This window comes from Pseudomonas sp. (genome assembly GCF_035497915.1).
Taxonomy (GTDB): Bacteria; Pseudomonadota; Gammaproteobacteria; order Pseudomonadales; family Pseudomonadaceae; genus Serpens.
Genome location: NZ_DATJCS010000041.1, coordinates 1 through 20290, shown reverse-complemented (window position 1 = coordinate 20290; position 20290 = coordinate 1). Strand labels below are relative to the sequence as shown.

18 protein-coding genes are annotated in these 20290 nt (G+C 67.3%); 14 read left to right on the top strand and 4 right to left on the bottom strand.

Translation table 11 applies throughout. The features are described from left to right. The first annotated feature begins 1 nt into the window (after window position 1). The 6 genes from VL129_RS13060 (at window position 2) to VL129_RS13035 (ending at window position 7469) form a co-directional block, all read left to right on the top strand. Window positions 2-919 (top strand): ABC transporter substrate-binding protein, encoded by a 918-nt coding sequence (locus VL129_RS13060; RefSeq protein ID WP_325413370.1) that lies wholly within the window; start codon window positions 2-4, stop codon window positions 917-919. Further along, complete coding sequence (locus VL129_RS13055) at window positions 916-2856, top strand: ATP-binding protein (RefSeq protein WP_325413368.1); 1941 nt, start codon at window positions 916-918, stop codon at window positions 2854-2856. The genes VL129_RS13060 and VL129_RS13055 overlap by 4 nt, the downstream gene beginning before the upstream one ends. A 159-nt stretch (window positions 2857-3015) precedes the next feature. After that, on the top strand, window positions 3016-3531 hold the full coding sequence (fabA, locus tag VL129_RS13050) for a 3-hydroxyacyl-[acyl-carrier-protein] dehydratase FabA (RefSeq protein WP_027589720.1): 516 nt from the start codon (window positions 3016-3018) through the stop codon (window positions 3529-3531). Between the two features lie 12 nt (window positions 3532-3543). Next, window positions 3544-4764: a beta-ketoacyl-ACP synthase I gene (gene fabB, locus VL129_RS13045; RefSeq protein WP_325413365.1), complete on the top strand. Its 1221-nt coding sequence runs from the start codon at window positions 3544-3546 to the stop codon at window positions 4762-4764. Window positions 4765-5010: 246 nt separating this feature from the next. Then, a complete protein-coding gene (locus VL129_RS13040; protein ID WP_325413363.1) occupies window positions 5011-6342 on the top strand; it encodes a deoxyguanosinetriphosphate triphosphohydrolase in 1332 nt (443 codons plus the stop codon). An 86-nt stretch (window positions 6343-6428) separates the two neighbouring features. After that, on the top strand, window positions 6429-7469 hold the full coding sequence (locus VL129_RS13035; protein ID WP_325413361.1) for an FUSC family protein: 1041 nt from the start codon (window positions 6429-6431) through the stop codon (window positions 7467-7469). 168 nt (window positions 7470-7637) lie between these two features. Here the strand turns inward: VL129_RS13035 and VL129_RS13030 are convergent, their stop codons facing one another. Both VL129_RS13030 and VL129_RS13025 read right to left on the bottom strand, forming a co-directional pair. Next, window positions 7638-8630: a c-type cytochrome gene (locus VL129_RS13030; protein ID WP_325413359.1), complete on the bottom strand. Its 993-nt coding sequence runs from the start codon at window positions 8628-8630 to the stop codon at window positions 7638-7640. Between the two features lie 11 nt (window positions 8631-8641). After that, window positions 8642-9280 carry a c-type cytochrome gene (locus VL129_RS13025; protein ID WP_325413357.1) on the bottom strand — a complete coding sequence of 213 codons (639 nt, stop codon included), beginning with the start codon at window positions 9278-9280 and terminating at the stop codon, window positions 8642-8644. A 233-nt stretch (window positions 9281-9513) separates the two neighbouring features. Between VL129_RS13025 and VL129_RS13020 the strand changes: the two genes are divergently transcribed. The 3 genes from VL129_RS13020 to VL129_RS13010 all read left to right on the top strand — a co-directional run bounded on the left by VL129_RS13020 (window position 9514) and on the right by VL129_RS13010 (window position 14517). Beyond that, window positions 9514-10188, top strand: a complete 675-nt coding sequence (locus VL129_RS13020) for a response regulator transcription factor (protein ID WP_325413355.1) — start codon at window positions 9514-9516, stop codon at window positions 10186-10188. After that, window positions 10185-11498, top strand: coding sequence for a sensor histidine kinase (locus tag VL129_RS13015; RefSeq protein WP_325413353.1), 1314 nt, complete (start codon window positions 10185-10187; stop codon window positions 11496-11498). The genes VL129_RS13020 and VL129_RS13015 overlap by 4 nt, the downstream gene beginning before the upstream one ends. A 91-nt stretch (window positions 11499-11589) precedes the next feature. Then, the gene (locus tag VL129_RS13010; RefSeq protein ID WP_325413351.1) at window positions 11590-14517 is read left to right on the top strand and encodes an HD domain-containing phosphohydrolase; all 2928 of its coding nucleotides are present in this window, start codon (window positions 11590-11592) and stop codon (window positions 14515-14517) included. Here the strand turns inward: VL129_RS13010 and VL129_RS13005 are convergent, their stop codons facing one another. Continuing rightward, complete coding sequence (locus VL129_RS13005; protein ID WP_325413348.1) at window positions 14518-15579, bottom strand: SDR family oxidoreductase; 1062 nt, start codon at window positions 15577-15579, stop codon at window positions 14518-14520. 73 nt (window positions 15580-15652) lie between these two features. Here VL129_RS13005 and VL129_RS13000 point away from each other — a divergent pair, with 73 nt between their 5' ends. Then, window positions 15653-16033 carry a MerR family transcriptional regulator gene (locus tag VL129_RS13000; protein WP_325413347.1) on the top strand — a complete coding sequence of 127 codons (381 nt, stop codon included), beginning with the start codon at window positions 15653-15655 and terminating at the stop codon, window positions 16031-16033. 58 nt (window positions 16034-16091) lie between these two features. Next, entirely contained in the window at window positions 16092-16529 is a 438-nt protein-coding gene (locus VL129_RS12995) for a methyltransferase family protein (protein WP_325413345.1), read from the top strand. 28 nt (window positions 16530-16557) lie between these two features. Here VL129_RS12995 and VL129_RS12990 read toward each other — a convergent pair whose 3' ends face one another. Next, the gene (locus VL129_RS12990) at window positions 16558-17904 is read right to left on the bottom strand and encodes a metal-dependent hydrolase family protein (protein WP_325413343.1); all 1347 of its coding nucleotides are present in this window, start codon (window positions 17902-17904) and stop codon (window positions 16558-16560) included. A 150-nt stretch (window positions 17905-18054) separates the two neighbouring features. Between VL129_RS12990 and VL129_RS12985 the strand changes: the two genes are divergently transcribed. The 3 genes from VL129_RS12985 to VL129_RS12975 all read left to right on the top strand — a co-directional run bounded on the left by VL129_RS12985 (window position 18055) and on the right by VL129_RS12975 (window position 20282). Continuing rightward, window positions 18055-18492: an N-acetyltransferase gene (locus VL129_RS12985; RefSeq protein ID WP_325413341.1), complete on the top strand. Its 438-nt coding sequence runs from the start codon at window positions 18055-18057 to the stop codon at window positions 18490-18492. A gap of 75 nt (window positions 18493-18567) precedes the next feature. Next, on the top strand, window positions 18568-18987 hold the full coding sequence (locus VL129_RS12980; protein ID WP_325413339.1) for an MAPEG family protein: 420 nt from the start codon (window positions 18568-18570) through the stop codon (window positions 18985-18987). Window positions 18988-19184: 197 nt separating this feature from the next. Further along, window positions 19185-20282: a carboxynorspermidine decarboxylase gene (locus tag VL129_RS12975; protein ID WP_325413338.1), complete on the top strand. Its 1098-nt coding sequence runs from the start codon at window positions 19185-19187 to the stop codon at window positions 20280-20282. Window positions 20283-20290 lie beyond the last annotated feature (8 nt).

Sequence of the window (20290 nt, the reverse complement as noted above, 5' to 3'; positions counted from 1 at the left end):
CATGACCACGCATTCACGGATGAAAGCGCTGCGGGGGCTTTGTCTCGCCGCGCTACTGCTGGCCGGAGCGCCAGCCGTTCAGGCCCTGGAAATTCTGGTGGCGGCGCGGGAAAACAGCCCGGCCCTGCAGCGCTTCCTGGTCGGCCTGCAGGCCGCTCGGCCAGCGGATCGCGTGCGCCTTGCGACCACCGATCAACTGCCGGCGGAGGCCGCCACCTTGCCGCCGGATCTGCGCCTGATCCTCATCGGCCCGCAGTTGCTGGACTGGCGCCAGCGCTCCGTGGACGGTCCGCCAACGCTGGTGATGCAGGTCAACCGGGTCGAGGCGCGGCAGATCCTCGGGCGCCGACAGCCACTGGGCATCACCCTGCTGTGGAGCGACCCGCCCCCGGCCCGCCAGCTCAACCTGATCCGCCTGCTGCTGCCCCAGGCCCGTCACATCGGCGTGCTGTACAGCAATGACAGCGCCTTCCTGGTTCAGGAACTGCGCCAGGCGACCCCCGAAGGCGATCTGCAGATCAACGCACATTTCTGGCCGAACACCCGGGACCCGCGCGTACTGAGCCGCCTGCTGGACCAGAGCGACGTGCTGCTGGGGCTGGACGATTCTCAGCTGTACAACCCGCACACCATCAAGACCCTGTTGCTCAGCAGCTACGGGCGGCGCCAGGCGCTGATCGGGCCAACCGCCGCCTTCGTGCATGCCGGCAGCCTGGTCAGCAGCTACAGCGATCAGCAGGACTGGCTCGCCACCCTTGGCACGCTGCTCGACGGCAACCCCGCCGACTGGCCACACGAACACTACCCGACCCACTTCAAAGTCATGGGCAATACCCGGGTAGCCCTGTCGCTCGGTATTCCGATGCCCGACCCGCACCAGCTGGAACTAGGGCTGCAACGCCTGGAGGCCACTCCATGAAATCCATCAAGCGGTCCTTCTTCGTCTGGCACAGCCGCAACATCCATACCCACACGCTGATGGTCAGCCTGATGCCGGCACTGGCCCTTGGCCTGGTGCTGATCGCCTACTTCACCCACTCACGCCTGCAGGATCTGCGCGCCGAGCGCGACCAGGTCGGCCAGCTGATTGCCGACCAGTTGGCCCCGGCCACCGAATTCGGCGTGATCACCGGCAACTCGCTGGTGCTGGAGAGCCTGTTGCAGGGCAGCATGGATACGCCCTATCTGCGCGCCGTGGAGGTCTACGACCACAACGACCGGCTGCTGGCGGTGGCGGGCCAGCCGGCTGGGCCCAACGAGGCGAACATTTCCCTGTATGTGGCCTCGATCCGCCGTCAGCCGATCCCGCTGAGCGACCCGTTCCTGCCGGGCGGGTACGAGCGTCCCGCCGCCACGGAGGAGCGGCTGGGCTGGGTGCGTGTCAGCATGACCGACAACCCGTTCAGCGAGCGCCAGCGACAGATTCTGATGAGCGCCGGCCTGCTACTGGCCTTCGCCCTGTCCTTCACGCTGCTGCTCGCCCAGCGCCTGGCCCGCGGCCTCTCGCGACCGATCGGCAACATGGACCGCGCGGTGCTCTCCATCGGCCGTGGCCAGCAGGTCGCGCTGCTTCCGGAGCCACGCATTCGCGAGCTGGGCGACCTGGCCCGCCACATCAACCAGTTGGCGGTGGCACTTGCCACCGCCAACCGCGAGCAGCAGATCAGCATTCGCCAGCTGACCCTGGCCCGTGAGGAAGCGGAGGCGGCCAACCGTGCCAAATCGGACTTCCTGGCCATGATGAGCCATGAACTGCGCACCCCCATGAACGGCGTGCTCGGCATGCTGCAGCTGCTGGAAACCACCCCCCTGGATTCCGAGCAGGCCGAGTACACGGCACTGGCCAACGAATCCACCGAACACCTGCTGAAGGTGATCAACGACATCCTGGATTTCTCGCGCATCGAACGCGGATCGCTGGACTTCGAACACATCCCGTTCAACCTCGCCGAGCTGCTGCAGAACACCCTGCAGGCCTTCCAGCCGGGCGCCCAGCAGCGCGGCCTGAGCCTGGAGGCCGACACTCAGCCGGGCCTGGAAGACTACGAGGTGCGCGGCGATCCCACCCGCCTGCGGCAGATCCTGGTCAACCTGCTGGGCAACGCCCTTAAGTTCACCGAGCGTGGCGGCGTGCGCCTGGAAGTTCGCTGGCAGCAGGTGGACGAATCGCGCCTGCGGCTCAGCTGCGCCGTGCAGGATTCGGGCATCGGCATCGAGGCCGAGCGGCTGGCGCGCATGTTCGATCCCTTCCAGCAGGCCGACAGCTCGATCTCCCGCCGCTATGGCGGCACCGGCCTGGGCCTGTCCATCGCCCGCACCCTCGCCGAGGGCATGGGCGGCCAGCTGTTTGCGCGCAGCCAGCCCGGCAGCGGGTCCACCTTTACCCTGGAGCTGACCCTCGACTGCACACTGCAAGACGCGAACGTACCGGATCGGGAACCGCTGGACGCGGCACTCGGCGGCGGCCAGCACATCCTCATCGTCGAGGACAATGCGGTGAACCAGGCCGTCACCCAGGCCATGCTGCGCAGCCTGGGCTATCGCATCAGCCAGGCCTACACCGGTCGCGAAGCCCTGCGCATGGCCGAGACGGAACGTTTCGACGCCCTGCTCATGGACTGCCAGCTTCCCGAACTCGACGGCCTCAGCGCCACCCTCGAGCTGCGCAGGCTGCCGGGCTACGCCGAGGTCCCGGTCATCGCGCTGACCGCCAACGCCCTGCCCGGCGACCGCGAAGCCTGCCTGGCGGCGGGCATGAATGATTATCTGGCCAAGCCCTTCAAGCGGGCCGATCTGCAGCGCCTGCTGCTACGCTGGCTGACCGAACGCAAGGAGTCGCCCGACCGCGAGTGCTAAAGTCTCAGCACTTCGGATTCGCGTTTGGCGAACACTTGTATCCCGTCGCCTGTGACTTTCTCGTGCAGGCGGCTGTCTCTTAGGCTGATTTGCACAGCCACGCGCGTGCAGACGAACGATTTACCCCAGAGCCAATACTGGGACTTTTGAGGAACTCGCATGACACAACAGAACGCCTTCACCCGGGAAGACTTGCTGCGCTGCAGCCGCGGTGAGCTGTTTGGCCCGGGTAATGCGCAACTGCCCGCGCCGAACATGCTGATGGTCGACCGGATTACCCATATCTCCGACGTCGGTGGCAAATACGGCAAGGGCGAGATCGTCGCCGAGCTCGATATCCACCCGGACCTGTGGTTCTTCGGCTGCCACTTCGAAGGCGACCCCGTCATGCCCGGCTGCCTTGGCCTGGACGCCATGTGGCAGCTGGTCGGTTTCTTCCTGGCCTGGCAGGGCAACCCCGGCCGGGGCCGCGCCCTGGGTTCGGGCGAAGTGAAATTCTTCGGCCAGGTGCTGCCCACCGCCAAGAAGGTCACCTACAACCTGCACATCAAGCGCACCATCAACCGCTCGCTGATCCTGGCTATCGCCGATGGCAGCGTCAGCGTCGATGGCCGCGAAATCTACAGTGCCGAAGGCTTGCGCGTCGGCCTGTTCACCTCCACTGACAATTTCTAAGGGTCAATCCGTATGCGTCGCGTCGTGATTACCGGCCTGGGCATCGTTTCCTGCCTGGGCACCGATAAAGAAACCGTCTCCGCCAGCCTGCGCGCCAGCCGCCCGGGCATCCGTTTCAATCCGTCCTATGCGGAAATGGGCCTGCGTAGCCAGGTATCCGGCTCGGTGGACCTGAATCTGGAAGAGCTGATCGATCGCAAGGTCTACCGGTTCATGGGCGACGCTGCGGCCTTTGCCTACCTGTCCATGCAGCAGGCCATCGCCGATGCCGGCCTGAGCGAGGAGCAGATCTCCAACCCGCGCACCGGCCTGATCGCCGGCTCGGGCGGCGCTTCCACCTTCAACCAGATGGAAGCCATGGACATCCTGCGCGAGAAGGGCGTCAAGCGCGTCGGCCCGTACCGCGTGCCGCGCACCATGGGCAGCACCGTATCCGCATGCCTGGCCACCCCCTTCAAGATCAAGGGCGTCAACTACTCGATCTCCTCGGCCTGCGCCACCAGCGCGCATTGCATCGGCAACGCCGTCGAGCAGATCCAGATGGGCAAGCAGGACATCGTCTTCGCCGGCGGCGGTGAAGAAGAACACTGGAGCCAGAGCTTCCTGTTCGATGCCATGGGCGCCCTGTCCACCCAGTACAACGACGCCCCGGAAAAGGCCTCCCGCGCCTACGACGCCAAGCGTGACGGCTTCGTGATCGCCGGCGGTGGCGGCATGGTGGTGGTCGAGGAGCTGGAACACGCCCTGGCCCGTGGCGCCAAGATCTACGCGGAAATCGTCGGCTACGGCGCCACCTCCGACGGCTACGACATGGTCGCCCCGAGCGGTGAAGGCGCGGTGCGCTGCATGCAGCAGGCCCTGGCCACCGTCGACAGCCCGATCGACTACCTGAATACCCATGGCACCTCGACTCCGGTCGGCGACGTCGCGGAAGCCCGCGCCGTGCGCGAAGTGTTCGGCGACAAGGCCCCGGCCATCAGCTCCACCAAGAGCCTGTCCGGCCACTCCCTGGGCGCCGCCGGCGTGCAGGAAGCGATCTACTGCCTGCTGATGATGGAAGGCAACTTCATCGCCGGCTCGGCCAACATCGAGGAACTGGACCCGGAAGTCGCCGACCTGCCGATCCAGCGCACCACCGTCGAGAACGCCAAGCTCGACACCGTGATGAGCAACAGCTTCGGCTTCGGTGGCACCAACGCCACCCTGGTGCTGAAGCGCTGGCAGGGCAAGTAAGCCCGGTCCGCAGAAATGAAAAAAGGCGCCTTCGGGCGCCTTTTTCGTTTCAGGCCCCGTGGAGGACCGTAGGGTAGACAACGGCGCAGCCTTGTCTACCGCAGCCCCCTTCGGTGGGTAATCGCTGCGCGAGTTACCCACCCTACCTGGCTGGCAAGCGCACCGCGAACGACGCCCTGTTCTCAGCTTGTCCAATCTGCCGGAAGTGGCCAAGCTTCAGCCTCCGCCCCTTCTGGAGACCCGCCCTTGGACTGGCACTCCCTGCTCAGCCGCGAACGCCTCGGCAAGCCCGCGCACGGCACCGAGGAACTTGGCCGCTCGCCGTTCCACAAGGACCACGACCGGGTGATCTTCTCCGGCGCCTTTCGGCGCCTGGGCCGCAAGACCCAGGTGCACCCGGTATCCAGCAACGACCACATCCACACGCGCCTGACCCACTCCCTGGAAGTCAGCTGCGTCGGCCGTTCGCTGGCCATGCGCGTCGGCGAGATGCTGCGCGGCGAGCTGCCGGAATGGTGCGACCCGGGCGACCTGGGCATGATCGTGCAATCCGCCTGCCTGGCCCACGACATCGGCAACCCGCCGTTCGGCCATTCCGGGGAGGACGCCATTCGCCACTGGTTCCAGCAGGCCGGCGAACGTGGCTGGCTGGACGACATGGACGACGACCAGCGCAACGACTTCCTGCATTTCGAAGGCAACGCCCAGGGCCTGCGGGTGCTGACCCAGCTCGAATATCACCAGTTCGACGGCGGCATGCGCCTCACCTACGCCACCCTCGGCACCTACCTGAAGTATCCCTGGAGCTCCCGCCACGCCGACGCCCTGGGCTACAAGAAGCACAAGTTCGGCTGCTACCAGAGCGAGCTACCGGTGCTGGAGCAGATCGCCGGCAAGCTGGGCCTGCCACAGCTGGACGAGCAGCGCTGGGCGCGGCATCCGCTGGTCTACCTGATGGAGGCGGCGGACGACATCTGCTACGGCCTGATCGACCTGGAAGATGGCCTGGAAATGGACCTGCTCGATTACGCCGAGGTGGAAGCCCTGCTGCTCGGCCTGGTCGGCGACGACCTGCCGGAAACCTACCGCCAGCTCGGTCCGCACGATTCGCGCCGGCGCAAGCTGGCGATCCTGCGCGGCAAGGCCATCGAGCACCTGACCAACGCCGCCGCGCGGGCCTTCGTCGACCAGCGCGACGCCCTGCTGGCCGGCACCCTGGAAGGCGACCTGGTGGAGCACATGCAGGGGCCGGCGCGTTATTGCGTGCAGCAGGCCAAGGCCACCGCGCGGGAGAAGATCTTCCAGGACAAGCGCAAGACGCTGCACGAGATCGGCGCCTACACCACCCTGGAAATCCTGCTCAACGCCTTCTGCGGCGCGGCACGCGAGCAGCATGGCGGGCGTACGCCCTCGTTCAAGCATCGCCGGGTGCTCGACCTGCTGGGCAACAACGCGCCCGATCCGCACTGGCCGCTGTACCGGGGCTATCTGCGCATGCTGGATTTCATCGCCGGGATGACCGACAGCTACGCCAGTGAGATGGCCCTGGAACTGACCGGCAGGGCACGCCCGCTGTGACTGAACGTTGCCTGCGTGAGTCAGTCTACTCAGCGCAGGCAACCCGCTTCGCCGCAGAGTCCCGATCCCGACACGACACCCGAACCATGCGTCTTCGTATTCCCCATGCCGTCCGCCACGGCTTTTCGGCACCGGTCTGGGGTGTCGCCACTGTCGCCACGCTCGGCTGCGCCCTGCCCTTGATACTCGGCCTGGTCAGCGGCCATAACGGCTTCCTGTGGGCAGCCCTGGGGGCGTTCCAGGCGGCCCTGGCCAATCCGCTGCACCGCTACGGCATGCTGCGCATGCTGCTCATGGGCACCTTCGGCGCCGCTGCGGCCGCCCTCGGCTACACCGCCGCCACGCATCCGCTGCTCAGCCTGGTGCTGTTCGCCGCCATGGGCCTGCTGCTGGCCCGCCTGCAACGCTACGGCAACGAAGCCGGCAAGCTCGGCCTCGGCCTGGCGGTGTGCCTGTGCCTCGGCCAGGGCAGCCTGAACCACAGCGACCTGAACAATGCCGGGGCGATCGCCATGCTGTTCCTGCTCGGCGCCCTGTGGACCGCATTGCTGGCCTTCATCCTGCGCGGCCTGCATGCGTTGCGCACCTGGCCGTACATGCCGCGCCTGCTGGCGGTGTTGCGCGTGATGCGGCGCCAGGCCCGCAGCGTTCCGCGCGAACCGTGGCTGCTGCACGCACTGGCCTGCGTGCTGTCCCTGGGGCTGGCCGGCCTGTTCATCGAACGGCTGGAACTGGCCCACGGCTACTGGCTGAGCCTGACGGTGGTGATCATGCTGCAGCTCAACCTGGTGCAGGGGCTGCGCCCGCTGCTGTACATGGCCCTGGCCGTGCTGCTGGTCAGCGCACTGATGACCGCCGTCGGCCACAGCCTGCAGCGGCCGTTGCTGCTCAGCGCTCTGCTGCTGCCGGTGATCTTCGTCAACCGCGCCTTTCAGGCCAGCCATTACCTGCTGTTCGCCATCCAGACCACGCTCGGCTGCCTGCTGCTGCGCGAAGGGCTGGCCACGGACTGGCAACAGCCGCAGGGCCGCTTGCTGAACGTGATATTGGGGATCGTGCTGGTACTGCTGATGGCCGCCCTGGTGCAGGCATTGCAGCGCGCCCTGGCGAGGCGGCGAGCGGTATAAACCCGTAAGCCGCCGCCCCCCTTGTAGGGCCGGGTTTATCCCGGCCGGCGGGGATGAGCCCGGCGCCACGGCGCGGGCTTAAGCCCGCCGGCCGGCGTAAAGCCGGCCCTACAGGGCAGATCGGAAGCCGGCGCACACCGCTCGGTGGGCGCCGGCTCGGGGACGGGCTTATTCAGCCCGGAAGGTGCGCGGCTTGAGCGCTTCGGGCTTGAGGAAGTCCTTCTCACCCACATTGTCGTGGTCGCCCAGCAACTTGCCATTGACGGTCAGGCCATAGCTGGTGGTCTTGTGGAAGGTAGCCTCGTACTTGGCACGGGTTTCCTTCACGTCACCGGTGTAGCGCGGGTCCTGCGGGCGCTCCTGGGTGTTGATGTACTGCGCCACGTCCCAGGCTTCCTGGTCGCTCAGGGTGCCGCGCTGGCCCAGCGGCATGTTGTGCTTGACGAAGGCCGCCAGGGTGAAGTGACGGGAGATGCCGGCGCCCCAGTTGTAGGAGCGGTCGCCCCACACCGCCGGGAACACCACCTTGTCGTTCTGCACCAGGCCGGCGCCGTCCTTGCCGTGGCAGATGCTGCACTTGGCCTCGTAGATCTGCTTGCCACGCGCCTGATCCGGCTTCTGCTGCGGGTCGCTCAGCTTCGGATAGCCACGCCCGTAGATCGGCGCAGTGGGATACATCTCGGCACCCTTGGCCAGCCACTGATGGTAGGCGGACAGCGCCAGCATGTCGTCGCTGCCATAGGCCGGCGGCTTGCCGTTCATGGAAAAGCTGAAGCAGCCGGCGATGCGCTCTTCCAGGTTGTTCACATGGTTGTTCTTCGGCCGGAAGTCCGGCAGGGTGACGGCCGCCGGCCACACCGGACCGGCGTAAGGCAGGCGCCCTTCGCCCATGTGGCAGCTGCTGCAGTTCATGCTGTTGAACACGTTCTTGCCGCGCAGCTGCTGGGTGTTCATGAACAGGTCATGGCCACGGCGGATCACCCGCTTCAGCTCCGGGTGCATTGCGCTCTTTTCCAGGTCGTCCATGGTCGGCGGCACATGCACCAGCTGACCTTCCTTCGGCTTGGGCATCTCGACCGGGAAGCGCACTTCCGCGCTGGCGTTCAGGCTCAGCAGGCCGACCGCGACGGCGGCGGCCAGTTTCACGAATGGGGTATTCATCGACTCGCTCCTCACTTGGCCGGCTGCCGGGACAGCCACTGGGATACCGCGCGGATATCCTTCTCATCCATACGCTCGGCAATCGCCAGCATCAGATGCAGGGGGTCGTTGTCGCGGGTGCCGTTCTTCCAGGCGTGCAACTGATCGGCGATATAACCCGCGTTCTGACCGGCCAGCGCCGGGAAGTTTGCGCCCACGCCCTGGTTGTTCGGCCCATGGCAGCTCTGGCAGGGCACGATGTAGCGCTCCCAGTCGCCGACGGTGGCGAGCTTTTCGCCGTGGGCCAGTTCCTCGGCGCTGGCCTGCTCGCCGCCCTTGCCGGCGGTGGCGGGAAGCTGGCTGTAATAGACCGCCACATCACGCATCTGCTGATCGGTCAGCATGTTCACGAACGGCATCATCACCGGGCTCTGGCGGCTGCCGGCCTTGATGTCGTTCAGCTGCTTGTACAGGTAGTCGGCATTCAGGCCCGCCAGGCGCGGCCAGGATTGGCCACCGGCGATGTTCATGCCGCCGCCATCGGGCTGGTGGCAGCTGGTGCAGACGGCCGCGGCCTGCTGGCCGGCCTTGGCGTCGCCTTCCAGCGCCTGGGCGCTGGTGGCCGCGCTCAGCGCCACGGCCAGGGTCAACGGGGTCAGAAGCTTCTTCATTGCGCTCCCCTCATCATTGGAGATGTACATCGGGCAGATCCTTTCGCCGTCTGTGGGCACGACGCAAAGACCCTATGAAACCACCGTGCCAAATTGCCGCAGCTCGATTAAGGCTGCGTTAAGTTCGGACTGCCGGCCTCCCTCCAAAGGTCGCAGACCGTCTGATCCGGATCAGCATTCGCGGCGCGCGGCAGGGCATAATGCCGCCACGTTTCTGTCGTAAGTGATTTGCCATGCTTGTCCTGCTCGTCGAAGACGACCCCCTGATCGCCAGCGCCATCGTCGCCGGCCTCAATGTTCAGGGGCTGACCACCGAGCATGCGGCAAGCGCCGCCGCCGCCGAGGCCTTGCTGCGCGCGGCGATCTTCGATGTGCTGGTGCTCGACGTCGGCCTGCCCGACGAGGATGGCCTGTCGCTGCTGCAACGCTTGCGCCGGCAGGGGTTGACCACCCCGGTGCTGATGCTCAGCGCCCGCGACACGGTGAGCGACCGGGTCGCCGGCCTGCAGGCCGGCGCCGACGATTACCTGCTCAAGCCCTTCGACTTGCGCGAACTGACCGCGCGCCTGTACAGCCTGAAGCGACGTGCCGGCGGCCGCTGCGTGAATCCGGTCGAGCACGGCCCGCTGCGCTACGACCCCAGCACCCGCGAAGCGCTGCTCGACGGCCTGCCGGTGGAACTGACCCGGCGCGAACACGCCCTGCTGGAAACCCTGCTGGACAACCCGGGGCGCATTCTCAGCGGGGAACAGCTGAAGAACGCGCTCTACGGCTTCGCCGACGACGTGGAGAGCAATGCCCTTAACGTGCATATCCACCACCTGCGCCGCAAGCTGGGCAGCCAGATCATCGAGACGGTACGTGGCCTGGGCTACCGCCTCGGCGAACCCGGGCGGACCGACGCATGAGCCTGCGTCTGCGCCTGAGCCTGATCCTCGGCAGCGCCTTCCTGCTGCTCTGGACCCTGACGGCCACCTGGCTGCTCTTCGATCTGCGCAATCAGACCATGCTGGCCCTGGATCAGCGCCTGGCCGCCTCGGCACGCATGGTCGCCGGGCTGGTGGCGCAACTGCCGGCAGACCTGCTCAACAGTCTGGATGAGCAGCGTTTGAGCGCGCAACAACTGGGCATTCCCAATGGCCTGCGCTGCCAAGTCAGCTCCCTGCGCGGCACCGTACTGGCGCGCAGCCACGCCCTGCCTGGCGACCCGCTGGACCCGGCGCAGAAGGGGTACCGTTCGCAAACCATCGATGGCCTCCTCTGGCGCAGTTACACGCTGATCAACGACGAGGGCCTGCGCATCACCACAGCCGACCGCCTCGACGAACGTTCGCAACTGGAACGCTCCATCTGGCTGAGCGCCATGGTGCCAGCCCTGGTCGCGCTGCTCGGCAGCCTGGCCATTCTCTGGCTGGGCATCGGCAAGGGCCTGGCGCCGCTGACGCGCATCCGCGAAGCCCTGGCACGGCGCAGCGCCGACGATCTGCGCGCACTGCCCGATCAGGACCTGCCCAGCGAACTGCAGCCGCTGGTGACCTCCCAGAACCTGCTGCTGGAACGCATCGCCGCAGCCATGGAGCGCGAACGCAGCCTGACCAACAACATGGCCCACGAGCTGCGCAGCCCGCTGACGGTGATCAAGACCTGCCTGCAGGTGGCGCGCATGACCGATGGCGCCGCCGCCGAACAGGCGCTGGCCAATGCCGAACAGGGTGCCGATCGCCTGCAGCGCACCCTGGAGCAGTTGCTGCTACTGGCGCGCCTGGAAGGCCAGCTGCCGCTGGAAGACGACGAACCCCTGTCGGCCCGCGAAGTGGCCGAACTGGCCATTCACGATGTCAGCCCGGCGCCTGTCGCGCTGCAGCTGACGGAGCCACTGACCAGCACCCCGCTGGCCATGCCCACGGTGCTGGCCATCACCGCGTTGCGCAATCTGCTGGAGAATGCCGTGCGCCATACGCCGCCGGGCACCCGCGTGGAGCTGTGGGTGGCGGAAGATACGGGCCGGGTACGCTTCACGGTGCGCGATCATGGCGCCGGCGTGCCCGACACACACCTGTCCCGGCTGACCCAGCGTTTCTGGAGCCAGGGCAACGGGAACGGCCTGGGCCTGGCCATCGTCCAGGCGATTGCCGAGCGCTGCGCGGCCCGGCTCGACTTCGACAACCGCCCCGACGGCCTGCGCGTCAGCCTGAGCGTGCCGCTGCGCGCCAGCTGAGGGCGCCACGGCGCGGGGCACCGACCCGGCCGTCTACGCTTCCAGTACCCGTCGCGGGCCAGGGATCATGGCCTGCTCTGGAGCGCACTCGATGCCCAAGGCCGTTCACCGCTTGCCTCTGCATGTCCTGATCACCCTGCTGTTCGGCAGCCTGCTGCTGCTCAGCGGCTTCGTGCTGGGCGTGTTTCATTACCGCCAGGCCAGCCAGATCATCTATGACAGCAGCGCCCAGCTGTCGGCGCAGATCCAGGAAGCCGTGGAGCAAGACCTGCAGAACACCTTCACGCCGATCCGCCGCTTGCTGCAGCTGCTGTCCCAGGCACCCTCGACCCTGGGCCGCGATCTGGACCAGCGCCTGCCGCTGCTGCGGCCCTTCAGCCAGGCGCTGCGCGACAACCCGCAACTGGACTCTCTCTACGTCGGCTATCCGGATGGCGACTTCTTCATGGTCCGACCGCTGCGCGATACACGCCTCAGAACGCTGCTCGACGCCCCGCAGGGCGCGCGCTTCCAGGTCTGGTCGATCGAGCGCAGCGGCCGGCGCATCGTCTCCCAATACCGTTTCTACGACGACACGCTGAATGTCATCAGCCGCGTGACGCAACCCACGGAGGCCTACGACCCACGCGGCCGCAACTGGTATGTCGCCGCCCGGGAAAGCGCCCGGATCACCACCACCGAGCCGTATGTGTTCTATTCCAGCCGCCAGGTCGGCACCACCCTGGCCCTGGCCGTGCACGGCGAGGCCGTGCTGGCCGCCGACCTTACCCTGGCCGACCTGTCCGCCACCCTGGCCCGCCACAACGTCACGCCGGATACCCAGCTGGTGCTCTACGACAGCCAGGGGCGCGCCGTGGCCTTCCCCAGCAGTTCGCTGGTGATCGACGACGCCCCGGACCAACTGATTCCCGCCCGGCGCCTCAGCCCCGGGCTGGCCGCGCTGTTCGACATGCCCACCCTGCTGCAGGGCCGCCTGCGCCTGGCCGGGCGCGACTGGCTGGTGTCGCGCAGCCGCATCGCCGAAGGCGGGCCGCAGGGTCTCAACCTGGCCATTCTGGTGCCGGAGGACCAGTTGCTCGACGACGCCTATCGCGTGCGCTGGCAGAGCGCGCTGATCACCATTGGCGTCACCGTCCTCGGCATGCTGCTGGCCTGGCTGGCCTCGCGACTGCTGGTACTGCCGCTGCGCAGCCTGGCGCGCAACGCCGAAGCCATCGGCCGTTTCGATTTCAGCCAGACGGTGGACAACCGCTCGCCGGTGCTGGAGATCGACCAGTTGGCCGGGGTGATGCGCCACATGCGCACCAACCTGGCCAGCTTCCTGGAAATCAACGCCTCGCTGGCCGCCGAAACCCGCTACGAGGCCCTGCTCGAACGGGTGCTGCGCGAAACCCTGGGCATTGGCGGCGCCGACGCCGGCCTGCTGTACCTGCGTGACACCGACAGCGGCCGCCTGGAGCCCCAGGGCTGGCTGCTGCGCGATTCCCATGACGCGCCGGTGCGCGGCGGGCTGCTGGCCTACCGGAACAGCGCCAGCGCGCCGGTCTGGCTGCGTCAACCGGCGGAAGGCGGCGAGAGCCTGCTGATCGCCCTGGGCTACGAGCAGGCCGGCGACCTGCGCGAGCTGATGGAGCGACTCGACTGTCGTCAGCTGCAGTTGTTATGCGTCGGCCTGCACAACCGCCAGGGCGATACCCTGGGCGTGCTGTTGTTGCTCAACCGCATCACCGGCTCGCAGAGCGATCCCAGTCTGCTGCAGCCGGCGCGCATCGCCTTCGTGGAAGCCGTCTCCGGCGCCGCCGCGCTGAGCATCGAGAGCCAGCGCCTGCTGGATCGCCAGAAGCGCCTGCTGGAAGCGTTCATCCAGGTGATCGCCGGCGCCATCGACGCCAAGAGCCCCTACACCGGCGGGCATTGCCAGCGGGTACCGGAACTGACCCTGATGCTGGCGCGCGCGGCGGCCGCCAGCCACGAGCCGCCCTTCGCGAACTACCGGCCTTCCGACGAGGACTGGGAAGCCCTGCATATCGCCGCCTGGCTGCATGACTGCGGCAAGGTCACCACCCCGGAATACGTGGTGGACAAGTCCACCAAGCTGGAAACCCTCTACAACCGCATCCACGAGATCCGCACCCGCTTCGAGGTGCTCAAGCGCGACGCCTGGGTCGATTACTGGCGCGCCCTGGCCGAAGGAGGCGACGCGACGCCGCTGGCGGAGCGCCGCGACCGCCAGCTGGCCGAGCTGGACGACGACTTCGCCTTCGTCGCCCGCTGCAACCAGGGCGGCGAGAGCATGGCCGACGAGGATCTGCGCCGCCTGCAGCGCATCGCCCGGCGGCGCTGGCAACGCACGCTGGACGATCGCCTCGGCCTGTCCTGGGAAGAAGCCCAGCGCAAGGCGCGGGAACCGGCCGCGCCCCTGCCGGTGGAGGAGCCGCTGCTGGCCGACCGGCCGGATCACCTGATCGAGCGCCCCGAGCCGGAACGCATCGCTCCGGACAACCCCTGGGGTTTCCAGATCCGCGTGCCCGACTACAAGTTCGACCTGGGCGAGCTGCACAGCCTGTCGGTCCGCCACGGCACCCTCACCGAGGAGGAGCGTTACCTGATCAAGCACCACATCATGCAGACCCTGATCATGCTCAGCCACCTGCCCTTCCCGCCGCACCTGAAGGACGTGCCCGACATTGCCGGCAGCCACCACGAACGCATGGACGGCAACGGCTATCCGCGCCGCCTGACTGCCGAACAGCTGAGCCTGCCGGCGCGCATGATGGCCATCGCCGACATCTTCGAAGCCCTCACCGCCGTCGACCGGCCCTACAAGCGCGGCAAGACCCTCGGCGAGTCCCTCATGCTCATGGCCAACATGTGCCGCAACGGCCACATCGACCCGGACCTGTTCCGCCTGTTCGTGCGCAGCGATCTGCCGCGCCGGTACGGCGAGCGCTTCCTGGCGCCAGAGCAGGTCGACGTGGTGGATGAACGGGCCGTGCTGGCGCGCGCGGGCATCGCCTGACTAGCGCCCGGCCGGGCCGACAAACCGTGCGGTCGCTTCCAGCGCCGCGCCGATATCCGGCCAGGGCACGCCTTGACGCGCGGCGAAGGCGCGGGTCACCGAGGTATCGAAGCGTTGCGTCTGGATGAAATGCAGCGACTCCGGCTCGGTGCGCAACAGCTGCGTCGCGCCCGGCACCTGCAGGATGGCGTGCAGCACGCCGAGCGGCAGGTACCGACGCGGCGGCGCGACGGCCAGCGCCCGCGCCAGCCGCTCGAGCAGACCGGCCAGGTTCGGCGTGGCATCGTCCAGGACCAGCAGCTCGCCACCGACCAGCGCCGGATCGAACGCCGCCAGGCGCAGCAGCTCGGCCAGGAAATCCACGCACACCAGCGGCAACCAGTGCGCCGGCGTGCCGGGGATCGCCCGCAGACGCCCTCGGGCCAGGTTGTCGATCAGCCCGGCCAGCGGTTGCGCCGGCAGCATGTGGCCGGTCCGGCTGTGCCCGCAGAGCGTCGCCGGGTGCACGCAGGTCAACGCGCCCGCCAGCTCGCGCATCCGCCGGTTGACCAGGAAGTGCGCCTCCAGCTTGCTGCCCTCGTAGCCACCGCTGCGCCGGTAGACGCCGGCCCAGTCGGTGCGCGCAGGGTGCTCCGTATCGATACCCAGACGCCGCAGGTGCGTGGAGTTGTGCAGCATGAAGCCGCCCACCATCAGCAATCGACTACCGGAGGCGGCGGCCAGCTCGGCGATCTGCCGGGCGCCGTGCACGTTCACGGCGCGCGCCCGGTCCACCGGCAAGCGCCAGGCGAACTGGGCACCCAGGTGAAACACCACCGCCGCCTGTCCAGTGCGTCGCCGATCCGAGTCGCTCAGGCCCAGGCCGGAGCTGGCGAGATCACCGGCCAGCGCATGCAGCAGTTCGCCATGCCCGCCCAGGGCATCGACCTGCTCGCGCAACGCCGGCAGCGTCTCGGGGCGGCGCAGCAGGGCCAGCACCGGGTGTCCGTGGGCAGTGAGAGTGGCCAGCAGGTGGCGGCCTATGAAGCCACTCGCTCCAGTTACTAGGCATGTCGGATTCATCGTGTCGCTTCCTTCGTGGAGAGGCGGCGCAGGCTAAACTGTCGAGCCCAGTCGAAGGTCAAGGGGGCACGAAATGCGTATCGGCGAACTGGAAATTCGCAGCGGCGCCAGCCGTCACACGCTGCGCTATTACGAGCGCATCGGCCTGCTGCAGGCCCGCCGGCGCGCCAACAACTACCGTGAGTACGACGAGCAGGCAGTGGCCGAACTGGCCTTCATCCGTCAGGCCCAGACGATGGGTTTTGCCCTGGAGGAGGTCCGCGAGCTGCTCGCCGCGCGGCGCAACCGGCAACTGGACTGCGCCCGTGGCGCCGCGCTGATCGCCGACAAGCTGGTCGCCCTGGACGCCCGCCTGGACGAGCTGAACCAGCTGCGCGAGCGGCTGCGGACCGAGCGCGAGCGCCTGCTGCTCAGCGCGGCGCGGTCCGGAGTCGACTGCGGCGCCGCATCCTGATAGGCAGCGCCGGGGTGCTCCGCGTAGACTGCTCCGGCACCGCACTCCAGGAGGCTTCATGGCGCGCTATCCCCTGCTGGTCATGCTGGCTCTGCTCGGCCTGGCCTGGCTGTTCGACCGCCTGTCATCCGTGCCCCTGGGCCTGCCCGGGCTGTCATGGCTCGGCATCGCCTTGCTGCTGGCCGGCGGGCTGCTGCTGACCCTCGCCGCCGGGCTGTTCCGCGCACGCGGCACCACCGTGGACCCGACGCGCAGCCCGGACACCCTGGTCACCGACGGCCTCTATCGACTGTCACGCAACCCCATGTACCTCGGCATGCTGCTGGTGCTGACCGGCTTCGCCCTGTGGCGGGACTCCTGGCTCGCGCTGCTCAGCCCGCTGGCCTTCTTCCTTTACATGAACCAGGTGGTGATTCCCCGCGAGGAACGCATGGTGGAAAGCCGCTTCGCCGAGCAGTTCCAGCGCTACCGGCAACGCACCCGCCGTTGGCTCTGAGCTGCCTTGGCGGCGGATGGCGGCCCCGCTATGGCAGCAGGTTCTTGAAGACCACCCCGTCCTTCATGATCAGCAGGAAGTTCTTCTCCGGGTCGCCGATCAGCGACAGGTCCTGGGTGGGATCGCCGTCGACCAGCAGCAGATCGGCCATCGCCCCCTCCTCGATCACCCCGACCGGCCCCTCCAGCGGGTAGCGTGGCCCGGCCAGCGCCAGCAGCTGGCCATTGTTGCGGGTGGCAATCTGCAGGACCTCGCCGGGGCTGTACCAGCGCTGCATCGAGACCAGCAGCGCGTTCTGGTGATTGCCGACGGTGCCGCGGCCGAGGATATCGGTGCCGAAGGCGACCTTGGCCTTGTGCTTCTTGGCCAGCTCGAAGGCGCGATCGGTGCCCGTGCTGACCATCAGCTGCTTGGCGCGCGCCGCGCCGGTCTTGGGGTTGGCCAGCTCATTGTCAAGGAACGGCTGCAGGCTCCACCAGGCGCCCTTTTCGACCATCATCCGCACGGTTTCCTCGTCCACCAGCTGGCCGTGCTCGATGCTGCGCACGCCGGCCTCCAGGGCCATGCGCACGGCCTTCGAGGTGTAGGCATGCACGGCCACGTAGGTGCCCCAGTTCTCCGCCGCCAGCACGGCGGCGCGCAGTTCCTCGGGGCCGAACTGGGTGACGTCGATCGGGTCGTACAGCGAGGTCACTCCGCCGCCGGCCATCAGCTTGATCTGGGTGGCGCCGAGCATCAGCTGCTCGCGAGCACGACGCAGCACCTCATCCGCGCCATCGGCGATGGCGGTGACGCGCACCTGATCGCTGTAGGTCAGTGGCGCGCCTTCGGGACGCGGCACTTCGTGGGGCAGGCGGAAATCGCCGTGGCCACCGGTCTGCGAAATCATCGCGCCCGACGGCAGGATGCGCGGCCCCGGCACCAGGCCTTCCTCGATGGCTCGCTGCAGACCGAAGGACGGCCCCCCCATGTCGCGCACCGAGGTGAAGCCGCGCATCAGGGTCGCCTCGGCCACGGTGCCGGCCAGCAGGTGCAGATAGGCGATATCGGCGGTCAGGGCCTGCACGGTACTGGGGCTGGCCAGCAGTGAGTGCCAGTGCGCGTCAATCAGCCCCGGCATCAGGGTGCGCCCACCGCCGTCGATGATCTGCGGCTGCATGTCCGCTTCAAGCGGGATGGGGGATGCGGAGATGCTCCGGATCCGCCCTTCGACGATCAGCACATTGGCCGGAGTCGCGGCGCGCCGGGTCGACTTGCCGTCGAACAGGTGGACGTTCTTCAGCAGCACCGGCGACGGCTCGGCGGCGGCCGCCGTCCCCAGCCAGGCGCACGTGCAAGCGAGGGCGGCGGCACGCAACAGACTGAGTCGTTTCATCACCGCACCCCCGCTCGCCTTATTCGTCCCGGATCAGCATAGCCAGCCGCCTCCACACCGCTCGCCGGACGCGCCTGCCCTTCGCCGGTTGGCCTGGCCCGGGCTTCTGTGCGAGCATCCGGCCATCCGATCCGCATAGAACAACAACACATGATCCGACCCTTTACCCCCACCGACATGGACGCCGTGCTGGGCGTCTGGCTGAACGCATCCATCAAGGCCCACGATTTCATCGCCCCGGACTACTGGGTGGCGCGGGTCGGCGACATGCAGCAGGTCTACCTGCCCGCCGCCGAGTCCTATGTGTATGAAGAGGACGGCGAGGTACTGGGCTTCCTGTCCCTGGTCGGCACCACCCTGTCCGCGCTGTTCGTTGCCCCGGACCGCCAGGGTGAAGGCATCGGCACGCGGCTGCTCGAGCATGCCCAGCAGCTGCGGCCCGAGCTGACCTTGTGCGTCTATGCGGCCAACGTGCGCAGCATCGCCTTCTATGAAAAGCACGGTTTCCGCCGGCTGGGCAGCCAGGCGGATGAACACACCGGCCACGAAGAATGGACCATGAGCTGGTCCGATCCGCAGTCCGCCTGAGTTTGCGCGCCAGTGCCGGCCATGGGCCGGCGCGATCGCTACCCTGCAGCCTTCCCCTCTCCTGGAGTTCAACGGATGAATGCCGCTCTGATTTTCTGGCCGGTTCTGGCTCAGATCGCCCTGACCCTGTCCATCTACGTCATCCTGGCCCGGCGCAAGGCCGCCGCGATCAAGGCCCGCACCGTCAACATGAAGGAAGCCGCCTTGGATAACCGGGCCTGGCCGGAATCGGTGGTCAAGGTGTCCAACAACCTGGCCAACCAGTTCGAAGCCCCGGTGCTGTTCTATGCCCTGTGCCTGACGCTGTATGTCATCGATGGCGTCGGCCTGGCCGCGCTGCTGCTGGCCTGGCTGTATGTGGCGCTACGCGTGGTGCATGCGGTCATTCACATCGGCTCGAACTACGTGCCGCGGCGCCTGCAGGTGTTCGTGCTGAGCGTTGGCGTGCTGCTGGCACTGCTGGCGGTCAGCGCCTGGCAGCTGCCGGGCGTCTGAAACGGCGACAAGAACCTGCTTTTCGGCGCCATTTACCGGCGTTGTAACCTGTTCGCCACCTCGACTTGAGACAACCCGAAACGAGATAGTCGGCTTGCGGCCTTCCAGTCCGCGACGGTTATCGGCACAATGCGCCCCCTCTTTGAAAAGGGGGGGTGCCGAAGCGCCTCCGCCAGCCGACTCGCACGGGTTTACAGATGCTCAAGACGCCCTATTACCTGATCGACAAGCAGAAACTGCTGCCCAATCTGGAAAAGATCGCCTACGTGCGCGAACACTCCGGAGCCAAGGCGCTGCTGGCGCTGAAGTGCTTCGCCACCTGGTCGGTGTTCGACCTGATGCATCAGTACATGGACGGCACCACCTCGTCCTCCCTGTACGAAGTGAAGCTCGGGCGCGAGAAGTTTCCCGGCGAGACCCATGCCTACAGCGTGGCCTGGGCCGACGACGAGATCGAGGAGGTGCTGGCCGCCTCGGACAAGATCATCTTCAACTCCATCGGCCAGCTGCAGCGCTTCGAACAGGCTTCGGCCAACCATGTGCGCGGCCTGCGGGTGAACCCGGGCGTCAGCAGCTCGGACTACCTGCTCGCCGACCCGGCCCGTCCGCACAGCCGCCTGGGCGAGCATGACCCGGCGAAGATCGAGGCGGTGATCGGCCAGATTTCCGGCTTCATGTTCCACAACAATTGCGAGAACGGCAGCTTCGAGCTGTTCGACCAGATGCTCACCCACATCGAGGAACGCTTCGGCCACCTGCTGAAGCAGGTGCAATGGGTGAGCCTGGGTGGCGGTATCCACTTCACCGGCGAAGGCTATCCGCTGGACGCCTTCTGCGCGCGCCTGAAGGCCTTCGCCGAGCGCCACGGCGTGCAGGTTTACCTTGAGCCGGGCGAAGCCGCGATCACCCTGAGCGCGTCGCTGGAAGTGACCGTGCTCGACACCCTCTACAACGGCAAGCCTCTGGCGGTGGTGGACAGCTCCATCGAGGCGCACATGCTTGATCTGCTGATCTACCGCCTGAACGCCAAGATGGCGCCCAGCGAGGGTGAGCACACCTATATGGTGTGCGGCAAATCCTGTCTGGCCGGAGACATCTTCGGCGAGTACCGCTTCGATCGTCCGCTGGCCATCGGCGATCGCCTGTCGTTCATCGACGCGGCGGGTTACACCATGGTCAAGAAAAACTGGTTCAACGGCCTGAAAATGCCGTCCATCGCCGTGCGGCAGCTCGATGGCAGCATCGAACTGGTCCGTGAATTTGGTTACGACGACTACCTGTCCAGCCTTTCCTGAAGGCCGGC